This window comes from Parvularcula lutaonensis, assembly GCF_014651915.1.
GTDB classification, from domain to species: Bacteria; Pseudomonadota; Alphaproteobacteria; order Caulobacterales; family Parvularculaceae; genus Parvularcula; species Parvularcula lutaonensis.
Genome location: NZ_BMXU01000001.1, coordinates 661,962 through 680,623, shown reverse-complemented (window position 1 = coordinate 680,623; position 18,662 = coordinate 661,962). Strand labels below are relative to the sequence as shown.

The following is an 18,662-nucleotide window of genomic DNA, read 5'->3' as shown; positions in this document are numbered from 1 at the left end:
GCTACCGAGCGTCGAGCTCGACCTCCTGCGTGATCGTCCGGGTCTCAGGCTGCCGCCGATCGCCCAGAACGTAAAGGAGCACCACGGCGAGAATGAGGAGCGTGACGAGAAAACTGATGAAGCGCATGAGACCACCCGTCCGGGGACACTAAACCATGCCGCGGCGCAGCGGAACCTGTCTCACCGCTGTCTTTGCTGTCGTTTTTGCCGGAACAGGGCCAAACGCTCCGCGATCACGCGCTCATAGCCCCGGTCGACGGGCTGGTAGAAATCCAGCCTCTCCATACCCTCGGGAAGGTAACTGAGTCCGGCATGGCCGCCGGGGGCATCATGGTCGTATTCGTAGCCCTCGCCCCTGCCCTCTTCCTTCATCAGCTTCGTCGGCGCGTTGACCGCATGCATGGGTGGCGGGAGCGAGCCGGTTTTCTTGGCGAATGCCATGGCTTTCTTGAAAGCGGAGTAGCTGGCGTTCGACTTAGGCGCGGTGGCAAGATAGGCGACGGCCTGCCCCAGCGGGATGTGTCCTTCGGGTTCGCCGAGCTGGCGAAAAGCCTCGCGGGCGGCGATGACCACCTGCAAGGCACGGGGGTCGGCATTGCCGATGTCTTCGGACGCGATGACCGTCAAGCGGCGGAAAATGAACATCGGGTCTTCGCCCGCCTCGAGCATCCGCGCGGTCCAATAAAGGGCCGCGTCATCGTCGGAACCCCGGATCGACTTCTGGAGCAGGCTCGCGAAGTCGTAATGGATGTCGCCACTCTTGTCGCCCGCCATGGCGCGGCCCGAGAACGATCGGCGGAGAGCTTCGGCACCCATGGGCTCAGGCGGGCTCGAGGCGGCAATTTGGTCGGCGAGGGAGAGGAGCGCGCGGCCATCGCCGTCGGCCATGGCGATGAGGGCGGCGCGGCCCTCGTCCGTGACCGGAAGCGACTTGGCGAGTTCCTTCTCCGCACGCTGAAGAAGAATTTCGAGATCCTCCGCTGTCAGACGTTCGAGCTTGAGCGCGACCGCGCGGCTCAGAAGCGCGCGGTTGAAAGCGAAGCTGGGATTTTCTGTTGTTGCACCGACAAGCGTGATGAGGCCGGTCTCCATATGCGGCAGGAAGCTGTCCTGCTGGCGCTTGTCGAAGCGATGGAGCTCGTCGACGAAAAGGAGCGTTGCCCTGCCGGTGTCACGCCGCGCCTCGGCTTCGGCGAAGGCCTTCTTGAGGTCGGGCACGCCGGAGAAAATGGCCGAGAGCTGCTCGAAGTGCCGGCCTGTCTCCTTGGCGATCAGGCGGGCGATGGTGGTCTTGCCGGTTCCGGGCGGGCCGTAGAGAATGATCGATGGCAATGCCTCTGTCTTCAGAAGTACACGGAGCTTGCCGCCCTCGCCAAGGAGCTGCTTCTGGCCGACGACCTCATCGAGGGATTGCGGACGCAGCCGCTCGGCCAGCGGTGTCGGGACCGCATCGCCAAGACCTGCCGCATCGAAAAGGCTCATCAGCGGAGCCTGATCGTTCCGGTCCGTCCGCGGGCATCGCGCACGGTGATCGATTCCATCGGCAAGCGGAGCGCCCGGAGGACATCGTCGACCTTATCGACACTTTGTCCGTTGATGGCGAAGATCTGGTAGCCAGCGCGGACCGGTGTGCGGCGCGTGGCGACGCGGGGATCGACGCCGATGACGACAACGCCCTTGTCAAAGGGGTTGCGACCCAGTTCCTCGTTGAGGGCTGGCGAAAGGTTCGCGATTGTCACGCCGTAGAGCGGGCAGTCCGCTTCGATCAGTGTGCGATTGGCTGCCGGGATTTCGGGCGGATACTCGAGCTTTGCCCTTGTGCGGCGCTCGCGGCCATCGCGGAGGTAGCGAATCTCGATGGTCTCGCCGGGCGAGCGGGTCGCCGGGCGATAGCGAAGGGCTTCGCCGTCCATGACTTCCTGCCCCGCGATGGAGACGATGATGTCGCCTTCCTTGAGGCCTGCCCGGTCCGCTGGGCCGCCCTTGAAGAGCTGGCTGATAAGCGCGCCCCGCGGACGGTCGAGGCCGATGGCTTCGGCAATGCGGCTGTCAACGTCGCTCCCGAGCACACCGAGCCACGGGCGGCGCACCACGGTCTCTCCCGTCACTGCGCTCGCCAGGACCCGCTGCACGAGATTGCCGGGGATGGCGAACCCGATGCCGTTCGACCCTCCGGACCGGGAATAGATCGCCGTGTTGATGCCGAGCAGGTTGCCGTCGATATCGACGAGCGCGCCCCCCGAATTGCCGGGATTGATGGCGGCGTCGGTCTGGATGAAGAACTGGAAGTCCGACACCGAAACATTCGTCCGGTTGAGCGCAGAGACGATCCCTGAGCTGACGGTCTGGCCAACCCCGAACGGGTTGCCGATGGCGAGGACGATGTCGCCGACCTCCGCCGCGTCGCTGTCCGCAAAGCGGAGCGCCGGTAGCGGTTCACCGGCATCGATCTTGAGGACGGCCAGGTCGGTCTGGGGGTCGGCGAGCAGGAGCTTGGCCTCGAACTCGCGACGGTCAGGGAGGAAGACGCGGATTTCATCCATTCCCTCGACCACGTGGTTGTTCGTCACGATGATGCCGTCAGGGTCGAGGATCACGCCCGAGCCCAGGGAATTTTGCTGGCGGGTCTGCCCTCCCGGCGCCTGCCCGAAAAACTGGCTGAAAAAGGGATCGTCGAAGAGGCTGCGCGTTCTGACGGTGCGGCTGGTATAGACGTTCACCACCGCTGGCGCCGTCTGCTTCACGATCGGCGCATAGGTGGCGCGGAGATCGAGATCTGTCGCGGGCTGGCGCGTTTCGGCCGACGCGCTGGCGATGAGAGAGACGAAAACTGCTAGAACAAGCGTGACTGCGCGCATGAACATCCCCGAAAGGTGCGTGTTGTAGCCCTTTGGATGGGTCGTTAGACCCGGCCTGGCAAGACCGGAGCCGGTCCTGTCCCCAAGAGATAGGCGGTTTTGGTCGCGTCCGGACGGGAAAAAGGGGTTCCCATGCAGATTGTCATGCTCCTCGCGGTGGTCGCATCGGTGTTTTCCGCCGGATTGCTGCTGCTGGGCTTGTGGCTGCTGGTGGAAGTCCTCGCATCCGGAAAGGTCGGAGGACCTGTAGCCAAGGGCGGCGCCGGGCCGATGGCCGTGGTGATTCCCGCCCATAACGAAGAAGCGGGCATCGCGGCGACACTTGAAGACGTGAAGCGCCAATTGCGGCCGCGGGACCGGCTGATCGTCGTCGCGGACAATTGTTCCGACCGGACGGCGGATGTGGCGCTGGCGGCTGGCGCCGAAATGCTGGCGCGCAAGGATGCGGAGAAGCGCGGCAAGGGCTATGCGCTGCAGTTCGCGCTCGACCACCTGCGCCAGAACCCGCCAGCAACGGTGGTCTTCACCGATGCGGACTGCTTTCACGCCGAAGGACTCTTCGAAGCTGTGGCTTCGGTGGCCGAAACCTCCGGCCGGCCTGCGCAGGCGCTCTACCTCATGGAAGCGGCGGAAAGCGCCAGCCCTGCGAGAAAGATCGCGGCCTTCGCCTGGCGGTTGATCAACAAGACCAGGATGGAAGGGCTGTGGCGGCTCGCAAAGACGACCCGCCTGACCGGAGCGGGCGCGGCATTCCCGTGGCCTGTCGCGGAGAAACTGGCGCTCGGCTCCGGCGAAATCGTCGAGGACCTGGCCCTGACCCTGACCCTAGCGCAGCAGGGTATGCGGATCGACTTCCTGCCAGATGTAGCGGTGACGAGCACGTTCCCCGAAAGCGACAGCGCCGCCACCGTGCAGCGCGCGCGTTGGGAACATGGCTCCCTCCGCATGGCCCGTGCACGGGTGCCGGGCCTTCTCGTCAGTGGGCTGACCGCACCGTGGAAGGCCATGCTGGCCCTCAACGTCGCCGTGCCTCCGCTGACGGTGTTTGCAGCGGCCGTGCTTGCCGCGGGCGGGGTGGGCGCAGTGCTCCTCATGCTCGGCGCCTGGCTGCCGCTCCTGCTGGCAGGTCTTGCCGCCCTCACCTTCTTCGATGCCGTCGTCATCGCCTATATTCGCGACGGGCGCAGCGTCCTGCCGCCTGCGGAGCTGTCCCGGCTCCCGGTGTTCCTGCTCTCGAAATTCGGGGTCTATGGAAAGTCCGGGCGTGCGAGCACCAAGCGCTGGACCCGCACGCCGCGAAGCTAGGAGCTATTGGGGCGCCTTGAAGACCTCGCCATCCTTCATCACGAAATTGACCGCGGTCTGCAGCAATTCGATGTCGCTGAGAGGATCGCCCTCCACAGCGATAATGTCGGCGAGCTTGCCCGCCTCGATCGTGCCGATCTTGTCTTCCATACGGATGTTCTGGGATCCGACGACCGTGGCGGCACGAATGGCTTCCTCCTCGGTCATGCCTGCATCGACCATCAGCGCGAACTCCTTTGCGTTCTCGCCGTGCTTGGAGACGCCCGAGTCCGTGCCGAAGGCAATCTTCACGCCGCCCTCATGGGCGCGGCGCCCCATCTCCTGCATCAAAGGCCCGACCTCGGCGGACTTGGCGCGCTGGGCGGGTGTCAGGAAGGTGTTGGGGTCTTTCGCCCACTCGGCCACCGTGGCGCCAGCAAGAAGCGTCGGCACGAGGAAGGCGTCGTTCCGGCGGAAGGCACGGATGGTCCGATCGTCGAGATAGGTGCCGTGCTCGATAGTCCGCACACCGGCATTGAGCGCCGCTTCGATCCCGCCCTTGCCGTGCGCATGCGCGGTGACATCGCGGCCCATTTTGTTCGCGGCATCGACGATGGCGGCGAGCTCTTCGTTGGTGAACTGCTGCTCCGTTCCTGTCTGTGTGTTCGACAGGACACCGCCGGTGGCAGTGATCTTGATGTGGTCGGCGCCGCGGCGGATCTGCTCCCGAACCGCACGACGGCAGTCATCAGCGCCGTCACAGACCGCAGGGCTCTTTAGCAGCTCCGCCACTTCGAGGGCATAGCCCTGCGTGCCGTCACCATGGCCGCCGGTGATCGAAACGGAGTTGCCGCTGGCGAGGATGCGCGGTCCCGGAACATCGCCCCTCTCGATGCCCGAGCGCAGGGCAAAGATCGCCTCGCCGTCGGCACCCACGTCACGGACTGTCGTGAAGCCAGCCATGAGGGTCTTCTTCGCGAATCCTGCACCCATCAACGCACGGTCGGCGGAGCTCAGCTCGACGCGCTGGAGCCTTCCGCGCGGATTGTTCTCGCTGGTGATGTGGACATGACCGTCGATGAAGCCGGGCAGCACGGTGTGCCCGCCGAGATCATAGCTCGCCTCGACCGTGTGGCCCTCTTCCGACAGTGCCCGATCGGAAATGCGCCCATCCCGGACCTCGAGGATCTTGTCGTCCTCGATCAGGATCGTCGCCGCTTTGGGGCTGCTGTCGCCGGGAACGGCGACGAGGCGGTCGGTACGGAGGACGGTGACGTCGGCGGCCTGGGCCGTGCCGAGCGCCAGAGCGGAGGCGGCGAACAAAAATCTAACCATTATGGAACTAGAAGCGTATTGAAGGCCTCTGTCCAGACTGGCCTATGACGACGGTTCAGCGCCCTTTGGCGCGTGCGGTGCAGCAGGGAGAAACCGGGTCCGACCATGCCTCTCTACATTCCACGCGGCGGTCCCCGGATTTTTTTCGTCCATGTCCCGAAAACCGCGGGCACGGCGATCACCAATTATCTCGGGCGGCGTTTCGGCACGCCGGTGATGTCGAACCGGACTACCTTCATGGCGGAGTTCGCGAAGCGCGGCTTCGTCACGCCGCCGGGGCACTTCACGGCCGAAGACCTGACCGAATTCATTCCCGAGGATATAGACCTCTGCTTCACGATGGTGCGCGATCCGATCGACCGGATCGTCAGCGAATTCCGCTTCCAGAAACAGGCCCAGGGACGGATGGCGACGGACTTCTCGTCCTGGCTACGGCGCATGTTTGCGGGGGCGGCGAAGGATCCACGCATCTACCACAATCATATCCGTCCGCAGGCGGACTTCGTTCCGGCGAACGCCGAGGTTTTCCGATTCGAGACAGGATTCGACGCCCTTGTCGCCAGGCTCGACGCGGTCGCGGGAGACACGGTGGCCTATGGGATCGAAAGAGCGAACTCCTCAGCCAAGGAACTTGGTGACGTCACCGTTCACCGCGAGGATGCCGAGGCGATCCTGAGGTTCTATGCCGAGGACTATGACCGCTTCGGGTTTTCCAGGCCAGACCTGAGCGCGATGCCGTCCGACGCCCGAGCTTCCTGGCGAAACTTGAGCGCCCAGGCGATGGCGCCGCTCCTGGTCGCAAAAGAAAAACGCCGCTGGCTGAAATAGCCGCGCGGCGTTCTCCTGAAACCTGATACCCTGACCCCTCGCAAGGGGCCTGAGACTTACTCTTCGTCGGCCTCGACCAGCTTCATCGTCGGGCCCGAGTCCTGGCCTTTGGCCGTCTCATCGCGGTCGACGAACTCGATGACAGCGCGCGGAGCATTGTCGCCGAAGCGGAAGCCCGCTTTCATGACGCGTGTGTAGCCGCCGTTACGCTCCTGATAGCGCGGGCCGAGCGTGTCGAAGAGCTTGCCGACCATCTCGACGTCACGGATCTTGGAGATCGCCTGACGACGGGCATGAAGGTCGCCCCGCTTGGCAAGCGTGATGAGCTTGTCGGCGATCGGCTTGAGCTCCTTCGCCTTCGGAAGGGTGGTCACGATCTGCTCGTGCTTGATGAGCGACGCCGCCATGTTGGCGAACATCGCCTTCCGGTGGCTCGCCGTGCGGTTCAGTTTGCGGTGCGCAACGCCGTGGCGCATGGTTCACTCTCCACTACTCCGGCGAGGCCGGATGGTTTGGTTGTTCGGTTCCCGCAACCACCGCGGCATGGTGCCAGCGGAGCCCGGGGTGCCCCTCTCCAACAGCAAGGCTCTCGTCGAGGGGGTAGAAATGGACCCCACGGTCGACCCGCAGGGAGTGGTCTTACGACTGGTCCTCGAACTTGCGAGCCAGTTCTTCGATATTGTCCGGCGGCCAGTCCGGCACGTCCATACCGAGATGCAGGCCGAGGGAAGCCAGGACTTCCTTGATCTCGTTCAGCGACTTCCGACCAAAGTTCGGAGTGCGGAGCATCTCTCCTTCGGTTTTCTGGATGAGGTCGCCGATATAGACGATATTGTCGTTCTTCAGGCAGTTCGCCGAACGCACCGAAAGCTCGAGCTCGTCGACCTTTTTGAGGAGAGCAGCGTTGAAGAGCAGCTCTTCTTCCTTCTCCTGCGTCTGGTCGGCCTGAGGCTCGTCGAAGTTGACGAAGATCTGGAGCTGGTCCTGCAGGATCCGAGCAGCATAGGCTGCTGCGTCTTCCGGGCTGACAGCGCCATTGGTCTCGATGTCGAGGATCAGGCGGTCATAGTCGAGGACCTGGCCTTCGCGGGTGTTCTCGACGCGGTAGGAGACACGGCGGACCGGCGAATACAGGCTGTCGACCGGGATCAGGCCGATGGGAGCGTCTTCCGGACGGTTGCGATCGGCCGGGACATAGCCCTTGCCGGTCTGGACCGTGAATTCCATGTGAAGGTCTGCGCCCTCGTCGAGGGTGCAGATCACGTGATCCTTGTCGAGGATCTCGATGTCAGCGGTTTCCTGAATGTCGCCGGCAGTGACCACACCAGGCCCCTGCTTCTTGAGGGTCAGGCGCTTCGGGCCGTCAACATGCATGCGCAGCGCGAGCTGCTTGATATTCAGGATGATGATCGTGACGTCCTCACGAACACCAGGGATCGAGCTGAATTCGTGCACGACGCCGTCGATCTGGACCGAAGTCACAGCGGCACCCTGCAACGAGGACATGAGGATACGGCGGAGCGAGTTGCCGAGCGTCAGGCCGAAGCCGCGCTCAAGCGGTTGGGCGACGATCGTCGCCTTGCGCTGCGGGTCGAAACCCGGCTGCACTTCAAGCTTTTGCGGCTTGATGAGCTCCTGCCAGTTTTTTTCGAGCATATGGTCTCCAATTGGGGCGCTTGCAGGCGAGCCCCGAGCCTAAGGTGAGTCTGTTAGACGCGACGGCGTTTACGCGGACGGACACCGTTATGCGGGATCGGCGTGACATCCTTGATGGTCGTGACCGTCAGACCAGCAGCCTGCAGCGCGCGAAGCGCGCTCTCACGGCCCGAACCCGGACCACGAACCAGAACGTCCACCGAGCGGAGGCCATGTTCCATGGCCTTCTTCGCAGCGTCCTCAGCTGCCATCTGCGCGGCAAAAGGCGTCGATTTGCGCGAGCCTTTGAAGCCCATGTGGCCAGCCGTGGACCAGCTGATGGCATTGCCCTGCGCGTCGGTGATGGTGACATGCGTGTTGTTGAACGAGGCGTTCACATGAACGACGCCCGAAACGATGTTCTTGCGTTCGCGGCGACGCGGCGCCTGACGGGTCGGAGTACGTGCCATTATTTCTTCTTCCCGGCGATCGGTTTGGCCGGACCTTTACGGGTGCGGGCGTTGGTGTGCGTGCGCTGGCCACGAACCGGAAGGCCACGACGGTGACGCAGGCCGCGATAGCAGCCGAGGTCCATGAGGCGCTTGATGTTCTGGGCGTTCTCACGGCGAAGGTCGCCTTCGACGGTATAGTCGGCGTCGATCGTCTCGCGGATCTTCAGAATTTCAGCATCCGTGAGATCCTGGACACGACGGTTCGTGTCGAGACCGGTTTTCTCGACGATTTCCATCGCCTTGGCCGGTCCGATGCCATGAATATAGGTCAGCGCGATATGAACGCGCTTATTATTCGGGATGTTAACGCCGGCGATGCGGGCCATCGAATTCCTCTCTAGCGGGTGCACCGAACTTCGGTGCCTTGAAATTGTTGGGACTTTCTTTCGCCACGCAGGCAAAAGGGTCCGCGGTCCGTGTTAGCGGAAAGTGGGGGTCTAAACCCTCATCTTTCCATGTCAAGCGTGGTTTCGGCCAGGCTCCACCGAATCGAGAGCTGCCTCGATTTCGGCGGTGACTTCGTCGATCGGCTTCATGCCGTCGATCACTTTGACGAGGCCGCGCTTCTCGTAAAACGGGATGAGCGGCGCGGTCTGTTCGTTGTAAATACTGAGACGCTTGCGGAACGTCTCTTCGTTGTCGTCTTCCCTGACCTCGCCACCGGCGGCCTTTGTTTCTTCCACACGGGACTTGAGGCGATTGACGAGTTCTTCGTCATCAACCCGGAGCTCAAGAACGACATCAACCTGGCGGCCTTTCTCCTCGAGAATTTCCTCGAGCAGCTCGGCCTGCCGAACTGTCCGAGGGAACCCGTCGAGCAGGAACCCGGACTTGCAATCGTCCATGTCGATGCGCTCGGAGATGATGCCGGTGACGATCTCATCGGAAACAAGATCACCGGCCGCCATGATCGACTGGCATTTCTTCCCGAGTTCGGTGCCAGCGGCAATTGCCGCACGGAGCATATCACCGGTCGAAAGTTGAGGGATACCACGGCGGGCCGCAATCATCTTGGCCTGGGTCCCCTTCCCAGCTCCCGGCGGTCCAAGGAAAATGACTATCACCGACGCGCTCCCCGTAGTTTCGACTTCTTGATCAGCGACTCATACTGCTGCGCCAGCAGATGGCCTTGGATCTGTTGCACCGTGTCCAGCGTGACCGTCACGACAATGAGCAGCGACGTACCCCCTAGATACACCGGGATCGCCGAAATCTGCATTCTCAGAAACTCAGGGAGAACACAGACAAAGGTCAGGTACGCAGCGCCGATCACCGTGATTCGGGTCAGCACGTAATCGATATACTCGGCAGTCTTCTTGCCGGGCCTGTAACCCTGAATGTAGCCGCCATACTGCTTCAGCGTATCGGCCGTATCCTCCGGATTGAAGACAATCGAAGTGTAGAGGAAGCAGAAGAAGATGATGCCGACGGCGTAGATGGCAATGTATAGCCAACTGCCGGGGCTGAGCGCGCCCACGAGATCCTGAAGCCATAGCGGTGCATCGGTGCCGATGGCGCCCTGCGCCGTTGCCGGCAGGAAAAGAAGCGAGCTGGCGAAGATCGGAGGGATAACGCCAGCGGTATTCAGCTTGAGCGGCAGGTGGCTCGTCTCGCCCTGGGTCATCCGGTTGCCCTGCTGGCGGCGCGGATACTGGACAATGAGGCGCCTCTGCGAACGCTCCATGAACACCACGAAGGCGATGATGCCGATCGCCATCACGAGGACGAGGACAACCACATAGGCTGGGATCGCACCGGTCTGGCCGGACGTCAGGAGACCGGCGGCCGCACGCGGCAGCTCTGCGATGATGCCTGCGAAAATGATTAGCGAGATGCCATTGCCGATCCCCCGCGCGGTGATCTGCTCACCAAGCCAGACCAGGAACATGACGCCGCCAACGAGGGTAATGACCGTCGCGGGGATGAAGAGCGGTCCTGCATTGGCCACGACGGGGATACCCGAAGGGCTGGTTTGGCCAACGATGGTCGCGGCAATGAAGTAGCCCTGCACGGTCGCAAGCAACACCGTCAGGTAACGCGTGTACTGGTTGATCTGGCGACGCCCGCTTTCGCCCTCTTTCTTGATAGCCTCGAGCGAAGGCACCAGGGCCGACATCATCTGCATGATGATCGATGCCGAAATGTAGGGCATGATGTTGAGCGCGAGGATTGCCATCCGCTCTGTCGCACCACCCGAGAACAGGTTGAACGTGCCAAGGAGGCCGCCTGTCTGGGTCTGGAAGAGATCGGCAAAAGCCTCGGGATTCACCCCCGGAATCGGGATGAACGTGCCAAGACGGTAGACGATCAGTGCACCGAGGGTGAAGAGGATACGCTTGCGAAGCTCGTCAGCCTTGGCGAAGTTGCCGAAGCTGAAGTTCGAAGCCATTTGTTCTGCGGCTGAAGTCATAACGACGTCCTTAGACGCTCTTGCGTTGCGGCGCACCATCCCCGGCGAGAAGATCGTGCCCGGACATCATCCCGGCCGGAGCGCCGACGGATCCGGAACCCATCGCATCAACCGATGGATCCCGGACGGCCTTTCGGCCTCCGGGATGACGCTTCGTGCTACTTCTTGCCGGCTTTCTTCGCCTCTTCGCGTTCCTTGCCGCGAAGACGCTTGGTCTTTTCCGGACGGGTCATGGTGACCTTCCCGCCGGCCTTCTCCACCGCTTCGCGAGCCGACTTGGTCGCGTAGGTGACAGTCACGTCGACCTTGGCCGAAAGCTCGCCCGAGCCGAGGAGACGGAGGCCATCGCGCTTGTTCTTGACGAGGCCGGCTTCGACGAGGGCATCCTCGGTGATGGTGGCGTGGCCGGCATCGGCGGCAGCCTGAAGCGTCGCGAGGTTGATCTCTGCGAAGGTCTTCGTGTTCGGCGCGTTGAAGCCACGCTTCGGCAAACGCATGTGGAGCGGCATTTGCCCCCCCTCGAAGCCATTGATGGCGACGCCCGAGCGGGATTTCTGGCCTTTCACACCGCGGCCGCCGGTCTTGCCGCGGCCCGAGCCAATGCCGCGACCAACGCGCTTGCGTTCCTTACGGGCACCGGGATTGTCTGCGAGGTCGGTGAGACGAATGCTCATGTCTTGTCCTTTCGACTATACGGCCCGGCAGTCGCGGGCCTCGCCTTTGATCTGAGGGGGCAATGCCCCAAACGAAGCGGGAGGGCAAGCGCCCTCCCCTCTCCATACCTGTCTTGCGATCAGCCGGTTAACTGAGCGCGCGGCCTTCGCCGACGATCTCGACCATGTGGCGGACCTTGCGAACCATGCCGCGAATCGCCGGGGTGTCCTCGAGCTCGCGCTCCCGGCCGATCTTGCCGAGACCCAGGCCCTTGAGGGTGGCCAGCTGGCTCGCCTCGCGACGGATCGGAGAGCCGTACTGGCGCACGGTGATCGTGGGCCGGCCCTCTTTCTTGGCCTTCTCGGCACCGTGGTTTTTCTCGACCACACGGCCGCGGCCGGTGGTTTTCTTCTCGTAGTCAGCCATTAGCCTGCATCCACCGTGGTGGCGTCAGCCTGCACCGCCGCGCGACGGGCGATGAGGTCCGACACTTTGAGACCGCGCTTGGCCGCGATGGAACGCGGGTTCGACTGCTCTTTCAGGGCGTCGATGGTCGCGCGGACCATGTTGTAGGGGTTCGAGGTGCCGATCGACTTCGCGACCACGTCCTGGACGCCCAGCATCTCAAAGACGGCACGCATCGGGCCACCGGCGATGACGCCGGTACCCGGGGGCGCCGTACGAACGGTGACCTTGCCGGCACCGTGACGACCATGGGCATCGTGGTGCAGCGTGCGACCATCGCGGAGCGGCACACGGATCATGTTGCGCTTGGCTTCCTGCGAAGCCTTGCGAATCGCCTCGGGCACTTCGCGGGCCTTGCCCTTGCCGAAGCCGACGCGACCTTTCTGGTCGCCGACCACGACGAGAGCGGCAAAACCGAAGTTCTTACCACCCTTCACGGTCTTCGCGACGCGGTTGATCGCAACAAGACGGTCCTGGAACTCGTCCCGCTCTTCTTCGCGATTGCCGCCACGACGACGGCGATCACCACCTTGTCTCGGTTCTCTTGCCATCAGTCTGACCTCAGAATTTCAGGCCGCCCTCACGGGCAGCTTCTGCCAGGGCTTTCACCCGGCCGTGGAACAGGTAACCGCCGCGATCGAAGATCACATTCTCGATGCCAGCGGCTTTCGCGCGCTCGGCGACAAGGGATCCGACCTTCGCAGCGGCGTCCGTGGTCGAGCCCTTGCCAGCCTCGCGGAGTTCTTTTTCCAGCGAGGAAGCCGAAGCGAGGGTCTTGCCCGCGGCGTCGTCGATGATCTGTGCAGTGATGTTCTTGCCCGAGCGATAGACGCTGAGGCGTGGACGGCCACCGGCACGCTTCGCAAGCGCCGTCCGGGTGCGGTCGGCGCGTTTCTTGAGTTTTGCAATCCGGGTGAGAGGCATGATTACTTCTTCTTCCCTTCCTTGCGGAAGATGTACTCGCCAGCGTATTTCACGCCTTTGCCCTTGTAGGGTTCCGGCGGACGGAAGCTGCGGATCTTCGCTGCGACTTCACCAACGACCTGCTTGTCGATGCCGGAGATCTCGATCTCGGTCGGTTTCCCGACCTTGATCTCAATGCCCTGCGGCGGCTCGAACTCGATATCATGGCTATAGCCCAGTGCGAGAACGAGGGTCTTGCCCTTCATCTGTGCACGGTAGCCGACGCCAACAAGCTCAAGGTTCTTCTTGAAGCCTTGGGTCACGCCTTCGAAGATGTTGGCGACCTGCGTGCGGCTCATGCCCCACTGCGAACGGGCTTCCTTGGTCTTGTTGACCGGGGTCACCTCGACGCCATCGTCGCCCATTTTGACCAGGCAGAGCTCGTTCACGACGAACTCGAGCTGGCCCTTCGGACCTTTTGCCTGAACGGTTTGGCCGTTGATCTTCGCTTCAACGCCGCTCGGGATGGGGACCGGTTTCTTACCAATGCGCGACATGATCAGTACACCTGGCAGAGGACTTCGCCACCGACGTTCTGTTCGCGCGCAACCGCGTCGGACATCACGCCTTTGGGCGTTGACAGGATGGAGATACCGAGGCCGTTCCGGACGGGCTCGATGTCTTTCACCGAGCTGTAGACCCGGCGACCCGGCTTCGACACGCGCTTGATCTTCGAGATGACAGGATCACCATCGAAATATTTCAGCTCGATCTCGAGGTCGGCTTTGTTGTTGTCCTGCTCCACGCGGGTGTAGCCGCGAATGAAGCCTTCCGCCTGCAGAACGTCGAGGACGCGCTGGCGAAGTTTGGACGCAGGGGTGACGGTCTTGTTCATCCCGCGCATCTGCGCGTTGCGGATGCGGGTGAGCATATCACCGAGAGGATCGCTGATGGTCATCTTGGCTCGACTTCCTTACCAGCTCGACTTCACGAGACCCGGGATCTTGCCGAGCGAGCCAAGCTCACGCAGCGCGATACGGGACATCTTCAGCTTACGGTAGTAACCGCGCGGACGGCCGGTCACGAGGCACCGGTTACGGATACGGGTCTTCGAAGCGTTGCGCGGGATCTCGGCAAGCTGCATCGCTGCCTTGAACTTGTCTTCCGGGCTGGCCGCCTCGTCCCTCATGATCGCCTTCAGGCGCTCACGACGGGCGTCCCACTTCTTGGCCATGCGGCGACGCTTGAGGTCCCGCTCGACCATAGCCTTTTTAGCCATGTCTTTCTCCTTTCCGGCCTTTTCCGTTCACGGACGGAAGTACCGAAGACGGCCCCCTTACTTGCGGAAGGGGAAGTTGAACTCTTTCAAAAGCGCACGGGCGTGATCGTCATTGTCCGATGTGGTGCAGACGATGATGTCCATCCCGCGTTGGCCTTCTACCTTGTCGTAGTCGATCTCCGGGAACACGATGTGCTCTTTCAAGCCCATGGCAAAATTGCCACGGCCATCAAAGCTTTTCGGATTCAGGCCACGGAAGTCGCGAATCCGGGGCATCGCGATGGTGATCAGCCGATCGACAAACTCATACATGCGGTCGTGGCGCAAGGTGACCTTGACGCCGAGCGCCATCTCTTCACGAACCTTGAAACCCGCAATTGATTTCTTGGCCTTCGTGACAACCGGCTTCTGGCCGGCAATGGCTTCCATCTCGGCAAGAGCGGTCTCGATCGACTTCCGGTCATTGACCGCATCGCCGACGCCCATGTTCAGGACAACCTTCCCGAGCTTGGGGATCTGCATGACGTTGGCGAGACCGAGCTCTTCCTTGAGCTTGGCCCGGATGACGTCATTGTACCGGGCCTTCAGGCGCGGGACGTAGTTTTCCACGGCAGTATCAGCCATCGATGACCTCTCCCGAACGCTTGGCGACGCGGACCTTCTTGCCGTCGCGGATTTCGAAGCCGACGCGGGTCGGCTTGCCGTCCTTCGGATCCTTCAGGGCGACGTTCGACACATGGATCGGTGCCTCGGTGCGCTGAAGGCCACCAGCGGATTGCTGGGACGGCTTCACGTGCTTGGTGACCATCTGGCAGCCCTGGACGAGGACGCGCTGTTCATTCGGGAAGACCTTCAGGACTTCGCCTTCCGAACCCTTGTCCTTGCCCGCGAGGACGACGACCTTGTCACCCTTCTTGATACGCGCGGCCATTAGAGCACCTCCGGCGCCAGCGACACGATCTTCATATGACCGGCTCGGCGCAACTCGCGCGTCACCGGGCCGAAGATACGAGTGCCGATCGGCTCCTTGTTGTTGTTCACGATGACGGCTGCATTGCCGTCGAAGCGGATCACGGAACCGTCGCGACGCTTGATGTCTTTCGCGGTCCGGACCACCACAGCTTTCATCACCTGGCCCTTTTTGACACGGCCGCGCGGCATGGCTTCCTTGACCGACACCACAATGATGTCGCCCACGGAAGCGTATTTCCGCTTCGACCCGCCAAGAACCTTGATGCACTGCACCCTCTTCGCACCGCTGTTGTCGGCGACGTCGAGGTTCGTCTGCATCTGGATCATAGCTTGATCCTCCGTTCAGCCCCGGGGAAACCGGGCGCTATCCAATAGATTTAAGCTTCAGCCTTAGCCGCATCGGCTCCGCTGAAGATTTCCCAGCGCTTGGTCTTCGACTTCGGCGCACATTCGATGATCTGAACGACGTCACCTTCCTTGGCGGAGTTGGTTTCGTCATGGGCGTGATAGCGCTTGGAGCGCCGTACGACCTTCTTCAGGAGCGGGTGCAGATAACTGCGGTCCACGCGGACGACAACAGTTTTATCGCCCTTATCCGAAACGACAGACCCTTGCAGGATACGCTTAGGCATCGTTGTCCTCTTTCACTTGTTCCGGCTTGGTGCGGGCCGGAGCGTCGGCGTTCTTGCGGCGCTCGGTCTGGATGGTCTTGATGCGGGCAATGGCCTTACGAACCTCCGCCACGCGAGAAGTCTTCTCGAGCTGACCCGACGCACGTTGAAACCGCAGGTTGAACTGCTCTTTCTTGAGATCGAGCAGCTTCGCGTTGAGTTCGTCGTCGCTGAGATCGCGAACTTCTTGAGCGTTCATTACGCGTCCTCCCCGATCCGCTTGACGATGCGGGTTTTAATCGGAAGTTTCGCGGCACCGAGCGCGAGCGCTTCACGCGCGACCTGCTCGTTGACGCCGTCGATTTCGAACATGATCCGGCCAGGCTTCACCTTGGCAACCCAACGGTCGACCGAGCCCTTGCCCTTACCCATCCGCACTTCTGTCGGCTTGGCGGTGACAGGCACGTCCGGGAAGATCCGGATCCACACACGACCGGCCCGCTTCATGTGGCGGGTGATCGCACGACGGGTGGCCTCGATCTGGCGGGCGGTGACCCGCTCCGGCTCCACGGCCTTGAGGCCGTAGGAACCGAAGTTCAGGCTGGTGCCGCCTTTAGCGGTGCCCTTGATCCGGCCTTTATGCTGTTTACGGAACTTCGTCCGTTTCGGCTGTAGCATTTCAGACCTCTTATGCGTTCTCGCGGCGACGCGGACGACGCTCGCGGCTCATGGTCGGACCGCCGGTCTGGGCCTCGATCAGGCGACGCTCATGCGCCATCGGATCGTGCTCGAGGATCTCGCCTTTGAAGATCCAGACCTTGATACCGATCGCACCATAGGTGGTGCGGGCGGTGGCGGTGCCGTAGTCGATGTCGGCACGCAGGGTGTGCAGCGGCACGCGACCTTCGCGGTACCACTCCGTTCGGGCGATCTCTGCACCACCGAGACGACCGGCACAGTTCACGCGGATGCCGAGGGCACCCATGCGCATCGCGGTCTGCATGGCACGCTTCATCGCGCGACGGAACGACGCACGGCGCTCCAGCTGCTGCGCGATGTTTTCGGCAACCAGCGTGGCGTCGGTTTCCGGCTTGCGGATCTCGACGATGTTGAGGACCGTTTCCGAGCTCGACATCTTCGAAAGCTCTTGGCGGAGCTTCTCGATGTCAGCACCCTTCTTGCCGATCACGACACCCGGACGCGCCGAGTAGATCGTGACGCGGCACTTCTTGTGCGGACGCTCGATAACAATTTTCGAAACGCCTGCATTCTTGAGCCGCTTGAGCAAATAGTTCCGGATGGCAAGGTCTTCGTGGAGAAGATCCCCATATGCGCCTTTCGGCGCATACCAACGGCTGTCCCAGGTGCGGTTGATCCCCAGACGGAGACCGATCGGGTTAACCTTCTGACCCATTATGCAGTCTCCTTCTCGCGGAGTTTGATGGTGATCTCGGCGAACGGCTTCTTGATGCGACCGATGCGGCCACGGGCACGCGGACGGAAGCGCTTCATGACGAGGTTCTTGCCGACAAAGGCTTCCTCGACAACGAGGCTGTCGATATCGAGATCGTGGTTGTTCTCGGCATTCGCGATCGCGCTTTCCAGGACAGCCTTGACCTCGCGAGCGACGCGCTTGCGGGAGAACTCGAGTTCGTTGAGGGCCCGCTCGACCTTCAGACCGCGGATCGACTGAGCAACGAGGTTCAGCTTCTGCGGCGAGGTCTTGATCATGCGACCCTTGGCGATCGCCTGATCTTCCTCACGACGGACCGGATTTTTCATCTGACCCATGATTATTTCCGCTTCGCTTTCTTGTCAGCGCCGTGACCGTAATAGGTACGGGTCGGGCTGAACTCGCCGAGCTTGTGGCCGACCATGTCCTCGGTGACATGCACCGGGATAAACTTCTGGCCGTTATAGACGTTGAACGTCAGCCCCACGAACTGCGGCAGGATCGTCGAACGGCGGGACCAGGTTTTGATACCGCCCTTGTGACCACCCTCGCCGGCCTCAGCCGCCTTCTTGAGGAGGTACCGATCGACGAAAGGTCCTTTCCATACTGAACGCGGCATGAATTAGCGTCCCTTCTTCTTCGCGTGACGCGAGCGAATGATGAGACGGTCTGTCTCTTTATTGCTCCGCGTCCGTTTACCTTTGGTGGGTTTGCCCCACGGCGTGACGGGGTGACGGCCACCCGAGGTACGGCCTTCGCCACCACCGTGCGGGTGATCGATCGGGTTCATGGCGACACCGCGAACCGCCGGGCGCTTGCCCATATGGCGTTTGCGGCCGGCCTTGCCGAGAACCGTGTTGGAGTGATCCGGGTTCGAAACCGCTCCAATCGTGGCGCGGCACTCTCCATGGACGAGGCGGACCTCGCCGGACTTGAGCCGGATCTGCGCATAGTCGCCATCACGACCGACCAGCTGGACATAGGCGCCAGCCGAACGGGCAAGCTGGCCGCCCTTGAGGGGCTTGAGCTCGACATTGTGGACGATCGTACCGACTGGGATGTTCTTCAACGGCATCGCGTTGCCAGGCTTCACGTCGACGCGCTCGCCCGAGACGACCTTGTCGCCCGGCTGCAGGCGCTGCGGCGCAAGGATATAGGCTTTGACGCCGTCGCCGTATTCGATGAGCGCGATGAAGGCCGAACGGTTCGGGTCATACTCGAGACGCTCGACCGTCGCGATGGCGTCGTAACGCTGCCGCTTGAAGTCGATGATCCGGTACAGCTTCTTCGCGCCACCACCCTGACGACGGGCCGTGATTCGACCGTTGTTGTTACGGCCACCCTTGTTGTGCAGACCCTCGGTGAGCGTCTTTTCCGGACGGCCCTTGTGCAGACCCTTGCGGTCCACGGTCACGAGGGTGCGGCGACCCGGCGACGTCGGATTGTATGTCTTCAGTGCCATT

The 18,662-nt window shown here is 62.3% G+C and carries 29 protein-coding genes; 2 read left to right on the top strand and 27 right to left on the bottom strand.

Annotation, left to right across the window (positions count from 1 at the left end; translation table 11 throughout):
- Position 1: 1 nt before the first annotated feature.
- The 3 genes from IE053_RS14555 to IE053_RS03195 are packed head-to-tail and all read right to left on the bottom strand — an operon-like array spanning position 2 to position 2,858.
- On the bottom strand, positions 2-127 hold the full coding sequence (locus IE053_RS14555) for a hypothetical protein (protein ID WP_268249039.1): 126 nt from the start codon (positions 125-127) through the stop codon (positions 2-4).
- A 53-nt stretch (positions 128-180) separates the two neighbouring features.
- Positions 181-1,482: a replication-associated recombination protein A gene (locus tag IE053_RS03200; RefSeq protein ID WP_189571668.1), complete on the bottom strand. Its 1,302-nt coding sequence runs from the start codon at positions 1,480-1,482 to the stop codon at positions 181-183.
- Entirely contained in the window at positions 1,482-2,858 is a 1,377-nt protein-coding gene (locus IE053_RS03195; RefSeq protein WP_229786032.1) for a Do family serine endopeptidase, read from the bottom strand. Before IE053_RS03195 ends, IE053_RS03200 begins: the two co-directional genes overlap by 1 nt.
- A gap of 132 nt (positions 2,859-2,990) precedes the next feature.
- Between IE053_RS03195 and IE053_RS03190 the strand changes: the two genes are divergently transcribed.
- Complete coding sequence (locus IE053_RS03190; RefSeq protein WP_189571658.1) at positions 2,991-4,163, top strand: glycosyltransferase family 2 protein; 1,173 nt, start codon at positions 2,991-2,993, stop codon at positions 4,161-4,163.
- 3 nt (positions 4,164-4,166) lie between these two features.
- Here IE053_RS03190 and IE053_RS03185 read toward each other — a convergent pair whose 3' ends face one another.
- Positions 4,167-5,477, bottom strand: coding sequence for a metal-dependent hydrolase family protein (locus tag IE053_RS03185; protein ID WP_189571655.1), 1,311 nt, complete (start codon positions 5,475-5,477; stop codon positions 4,167-4,169).
- Positions 5,478-5,582: 105 nt separating this feature from the next.
- Here IE053_RS03185 and IE053_RS03180 point away from each other — a divergent pair, with 105 nt between their 5' ends.
- Positions 5,583-6,305, top strand: a complete 723-nt coding sequence (locus tag IE053_RS03180; protein ID WP_189571652.1) for a sulfotransferase family 2 domain-containing protein — start codon at positions 5,583-5,585, stop codon at positions 6,303-6,305.
- Between the two features lie 56 nt (positions 6,306-6,361).
- Here IE053_RS03180 and rplQ read toward each other — a convergent pair whose 3' ends face one another.
- From rplQ to rplB, 23 genes are all read right to left on the bottom strand, one after another.
- Entirely contained in the window at positions 6,362-6,781 is a 420-nt protein-coding gene (rplQ, locus tag IE053_RS03175; protein ID WP_189571650.1) for a 50S ribosomal protein L17, read from the bottom strand.
- Between the two features lie 163 nt (positions 6,782-6,944).
- Complete coding sequence (locus IE053_RS03170) at positions 6,945-7,961, bottom strand: DNA-directed RNA polymerase subunit alpha (protein ID WP_189571647.1); 1,017 nt, start codon at positions 7,959-7,961, stop codon at positions 6,945-6,947.
- Between the two features lie 53 nt (positions 7,962-8,014).
- Complete coding sequence (gene rpsK, locus IE053_RS03165) at positions 8,015-8,410, bottom strand: 30S ribosomal protein S11 (protein WP_189571645.1); 396 nt, start codon at positions 8,408-8,410, stop codon at positions 8,015-8,017.
- Positions 8,410-8,778 (bottom strand): 30S ribosomal protein S13, encoded by a 369-nt coding sequence (gene rpsM / locus IE053_RS03160; protein WP_189571641.1) that lies wholly within the window; start codon positions 8,776-8,778, stop codon positions 8,410-8,412. Before rpsM ends, rpsK begins: the two co-directional genes overlap by 1 nt.
- 132 nt (positions 8,779-8,910) lie before the next feature.
- Positions 8,911-9,516, bottom strand: coding sequence for an adenylate kinase (locus tag IE053_RS03155; RefSeq protein WP_189571638.1), 606 nt, complete (start codon positions 9,514-9,516; stop codon positions 8,911-8,913).
- Positions 9,513-10,862, bottom strand: a complete 1,350-nt coding sequence (gene secY / locus IE053_RS03150) for a preprotein translocase subunit SecY (RefSeq protein WP_189571635.1) — start codon at positions 10,860-10,862, stop codon at positions 9,513-9,515. Before secY ends, IE053_RS03155 begins: the two co-directional genes overlap by 4 nt.
- 158 nt (positions 10,863-11,020) lie before the next feature.
- A complete protein-coding gene (rplO, locus tag IE053_RS03145; RefSeq protein WP_189574677.1) occupies positions 11,021-11,530 on the bottom strand; it encodes a 50S ribosomal protein L15 in 510 nt (169 codons plus the stop codon).
- A 133-nt stretch (positions 11,531-11,663) separates the two neighbouring features.
- Positions 11,664-11,849, bottom strand: a complete 186-nt coding sequence (gene rpmD / locus IE053_RS14405) for a 50S ribosomal protein L30 (protein WP_373302865.1) — start codon at positions 11,847-11,849, stop codon at positions 11,664-11,666.
- 92 nt (positions 11,850-11,941) lie between these two features.
- Positions 11,942-12,532, bottom strand: coding sequence for a 30S ribosomal protein S5 (gene rpsE / locus IE053_RS03135; RefSeq protein ID WP_189571629.1), 591 nt, complete (start codon positions 12,530-12,532; stop codon positions 11,942-11,944).
- 10 nt (positions 12,533-12,542) lie between these two features.
- The gene (rplR, locus tag IE053_RS03130) at positions 12,543-12,905 is read right to left on the bottom strand and encodes a 50S ribosomal protein L18 (protein WP_189571626.1); all 363 of its coding nucleotides are present in this window, start codon (positions 12,903-12,905) and stop codon (positions 12,543-12,545) included.
- 2 nt (positions 12,906-12,907) lie between these two features.
- On the bottom strand, positions 12,908-13,441 hold the full coding sequence (rplF, locus tag IE053_RS03125; RefSeq protein WP_189571623.1) for a 50S ribosomal protein L6: 534 nt from the start codon (positions 13,439-13,441) through the stop codon (positions 12,908-12,910).
- A gap of 2 nt (positions 13,442-13,443) precedes the next feature.
- Positions 13,444-13,842: a 30S ribosomal protein S8 gene (rpsH, locus tag IE053_RS03120; RefSeq protein ID WP_189571620.1), complete on the bottom strand. Its 399-nt coding sequence runs from the start codon at positions 13,840-13,842 to the stop codon at positions 13,444-13,446.
- Between the two features lie 15 nt (positions 13,843-13,857).
- Positions 13,858-14,163, bottom strand: coding sequence for a 30S ribosomal protein S14 (gene rpsN / locus IE053_RS03115; protein WP_189571617.1), 306 nt, complete (start codon positions 14,161-14,163; stop codon positions 13,858-13,860).
- A gap of 57 nt (positions 14,164-14,220) precedes the next feature.
- Positions 14,221-14,787, bottom strand: coding sequence for a 50S ribosomal protein L5 (gene rplE / locus IE053_RS03110; protein ID WP_189571600.1), 567 nt, complete (start codon positions 14,785-14,787; stop codon positions 14,221-14,223).
- Positions 14,780-15,094, bottom strand: coding sequence for a 50S ribosomal protein L24 (gene rplX, locus IE053_RS03105; protein WP_189571597.1), 315 nt, complete (start codon positions 15,092-15,094; stop codon positions 14,780-14,782). The genes rplE and rplX overlap by 8 nt, the downstream gene beginning before the upstream one ends.
- Positions 15,094-15,462 (bottom strand): 50S ribosomal protein L14, encoded by a 369-nt coding sequence (gene rplN / locus IE053_RS03100; protein WP_189571594.1) that lies wholly within the window; start codon positions 15,460-15,462, stop codon positions 15,094-15,096. Before rplN ends, rplX begins: the two co-directional genes overlap by 1 nt.
- Positions 15,463-15,512: 50 nt before the next feature.
- On the bottom strand, positions 15,513-15,767 hold the full coding sequence (gene rpsQ, locus IE053_RS03095; protein WP_189571591.1) for a 30S ribosomal protein S17: 255 nt from the start codon (positions 15,765-15,767) through the stop codon (positions 15,513-15,515).
- Complete coding sequence (gene rpmC / locus IE053_RS03090) at positions 15,760-16,005, bottom strand: 50S ribosomal protein L29 (protein ID WP_189571588.1); 246 nt, start codon at positions 16,003-16,005, stop codon at positions 15,760-15,762. The genes rpsQ and rpmC overlap by 8 nt, the downstream gene beginning before the upstream one ends.
- Entirely contained in the window at positions 16,005-16,424 is a 420-nt protein-coding gene (rplP, locus tag IE053_RS03085) for a 50S ribosomal protein L16 (protein WP_189571586.1), read from the bottom strand. The genes rpmC and rplP overlap by 1 nt, the downstream gene beginning before the upstream one ends.
- 10 nt (positions 16,425-16,434) lie before the next feature.
- A complete protein-coding gene (rpsC, locus tag IE053_RS03080; RefSeq protein WP_189571583.1) occupies positions 16,435-17,160 on the bottom strand; it encodes a 30S ribosomal protein S3 in 726 nt (241 codons plus the stop codon).
- Complete coding sequence (rplV, locus tag IE053_RS03075) at positions 17,160-17,537, bottom strand: 50S ribosomal protein L22 (protein ID WP_189571579.1); 378 nt, start codon at positions 17,535-17,537, stop codon at positions 17,160-17,162. The genes rpsC and rplV overlap by 1 nt, the downstream gene beginning before the upstream one ends.
- A gap of 2 nt (positions 17,538-17,539) precedes the next feature.
- Positions 17,540-17,818 carry a 30S ribosomal protein S19 gene (gene rpsS / locus IE053_RS03070; protein WP_189571565.1) on the bottom strand — a complete coding sequence of 93 codons (279 nt, stop codon included), beginning with the start codon at positions 17,816-17,818 and terminating at the stop codon, positions 17,540-17,542.
- A gap of 3 nt (positions 17,819-17,821) precedes the next feature.
- Positions 17,822-18,661: a 50S ribosomal protein L2 gene (gene rplB, locus IE053_RS03065; protein WP_189571562.1), complete on the bottom strand. Its 840-nt coding sequence runs from the start codon at positions 18,659-18,661 to the stop codon at positions 17,822-17,824.
- Position 18,662: the final 1 nt, after the last annotated feature.

Coding starts and splice junctions, on each gene's coding strand:
- IE053_RS14555 (WP_268249039.1), bottom strand. CDS start 127: ATGCGCTTCATCAGTTTTCTCGTCACGCTCCTCATTCTCGCCGTGGTG.
- IE053_RS03200 (WP_189571668.1), bottom strand. CDS start 1,482: ATGAGCCTTTTCGATGCGGCAGGTCTTGGCGATGCGGTCCCGACACCG.
- IE053_RS03195 (WP_229786032.1), bottom strand. CDS start 2,858: ATGCGCGCAGTCACGCTTGTTCTAGCAGTTTTCGTCTCTCTCATCGCC.
- IE053_RS03190 (WP_189571658.1), top strand. CDS start 2,991: ATGCAGATTGTCATGCTCCTCGCGGTGGTCGCATCGGTGTTTTCCGCC.
- IE053_RS03185 (WP_189571655.1), bottom strand. CDS start 5,477: ATGGTTAGATTTTTGTTCGCCGCCTCCGCTCTGGCGCTCGGCACGGCC.
- IE053_RS03180 (WP_189571652.1), top strand. CDS start 5,583: ATGCCTCTCTACATTCCACGCGGCGGTCCCCGGATTTTTTTCGTCCAT.
- rplQ (WP_189571650.1), bottom strand. CDS start 6,781: ATGCGCCACGGCGTTGCGCACCGCAAACTGAACCGCACGGCGAGCCAC.
- IE053_RS03170 (WP_189571647.1), bottom strand. CDS start 7,961: ATGCTCGAAAAAAACTGGCAGGAGCTCATCAAGCCGCAAAAGCTTGAA.
- rpsK (WP_189571645.1), bottom strand. CDS start 8,410: ATGGCACGTACTCCGACCCGTCAGGCGCCGCGTCGCCGCGAACGCAAG.
- rpsM (WP_189571641.1), bottom strand. CDS start 8,778: ATGGCCCGCATCGCCGGCGTTAACATCCCGAATAATAAGCGCGTTCAT.
- secY (WP_189571635.1), bottom strand. CDS start 10,862: ATGACTTCAGCCGCAGAACAAATGGCTTCGAACTTCAGCTTCGGCAAC.
- rpsE (WP_189571629.1), bottom strand. CDS start 12,532: ATGGCAAGAGAACCGAGACAAGGTGGTGATCGCCGTCGTCGTGGCGGC.
- rplR (WP_189571626.1), bottom strand. CDS start 12,905: ATGCCTCTCACCCGGATTGCAAAACTCAAGAAACGCGCCGACCGCACC.
- rplF (WP_189571623.1), bottom strand. CDS start 13,441: ATGTCGCGCATTGGTAAGAAACCGGTCCCCATCCCGAGCGGCGTTGAA.
- rpsH (WP_189571620.1), bottom strand. CDS start 13,842: ATGACCATCAGCGATCCTCTCGGTGATATGCTCACCCGCATCCGCAAC.
- rpsN (WP_189571617.1), bottom strand. CDS start 14,163: ATGGCTAAAAAGGCTATGGTCGAGCGGGACCTCAAGCGTCGCCGCATG.
- rplE (WP_189571600.1), bottom strand. CDS start 14,787: ATGGCTGATACTGCCGTGGAAAACTACGTCCCGCGCCTGAAGGCCCGG.
- rplX (WP_189571597.1), bottom strand. CDS start 15,094: ATGGCCGCGCGTATCAAGAAGGGTGACAAGGTCGTCGTCCTCGCGGGC.
- rplN (WP_189571594.1), bottom strand. CDS start 15,462: ATGATCCAGATGCAGACGAACCTCGACGTCGCCGACAACAGCGGTGCG.
- rpsQ (WP_189571591.1), bottom strand. CDS start 15,767: ATGCCTAAGCGTATCCTGCAAGGGTCTGTCGTTTCGGATAAGGGCGAT.
- rpmC (WP_189571588.1), bottom strand. CDS start 16,005: ATGAACGCTCAAGAAGTTCGCGATCTCAGCGACGACGAACTCAACGCG.
- rplP (WP_189571586.1), bottom strand. CDS start 16,424: ATGCTACAGCCGAAACGGACGAAGTTCCGTAAACAGCATAAAGGCCGG.
- rpsC (WP_189571583.1), bottom strand. CDS start 17,160: ATGGGTCAGAAGGTTAACCCGATCGGTCTCCGTCTGGGGATCAACCGC.
- rplV (WP_189571579.1), bottom strand. CDS start 17,537: ATGGGTCAGATGAAAAATCCGGTCCGTCGTGAGGAAGATCAGGCGATC.
- rpsS (WP_189571565.1), bottom strand. CDS start 17,818: ATGCCGCGTTCAGTATGGAAAGGACCTTTCGTCGATCGGTACCTCCTC.
- rplB (WP_189571562.1), bottom strand. CDS start 18,661: ATGGCACTGAAGACATACAATCCGACGTCGCCGGGTCGCCGCACCCTC.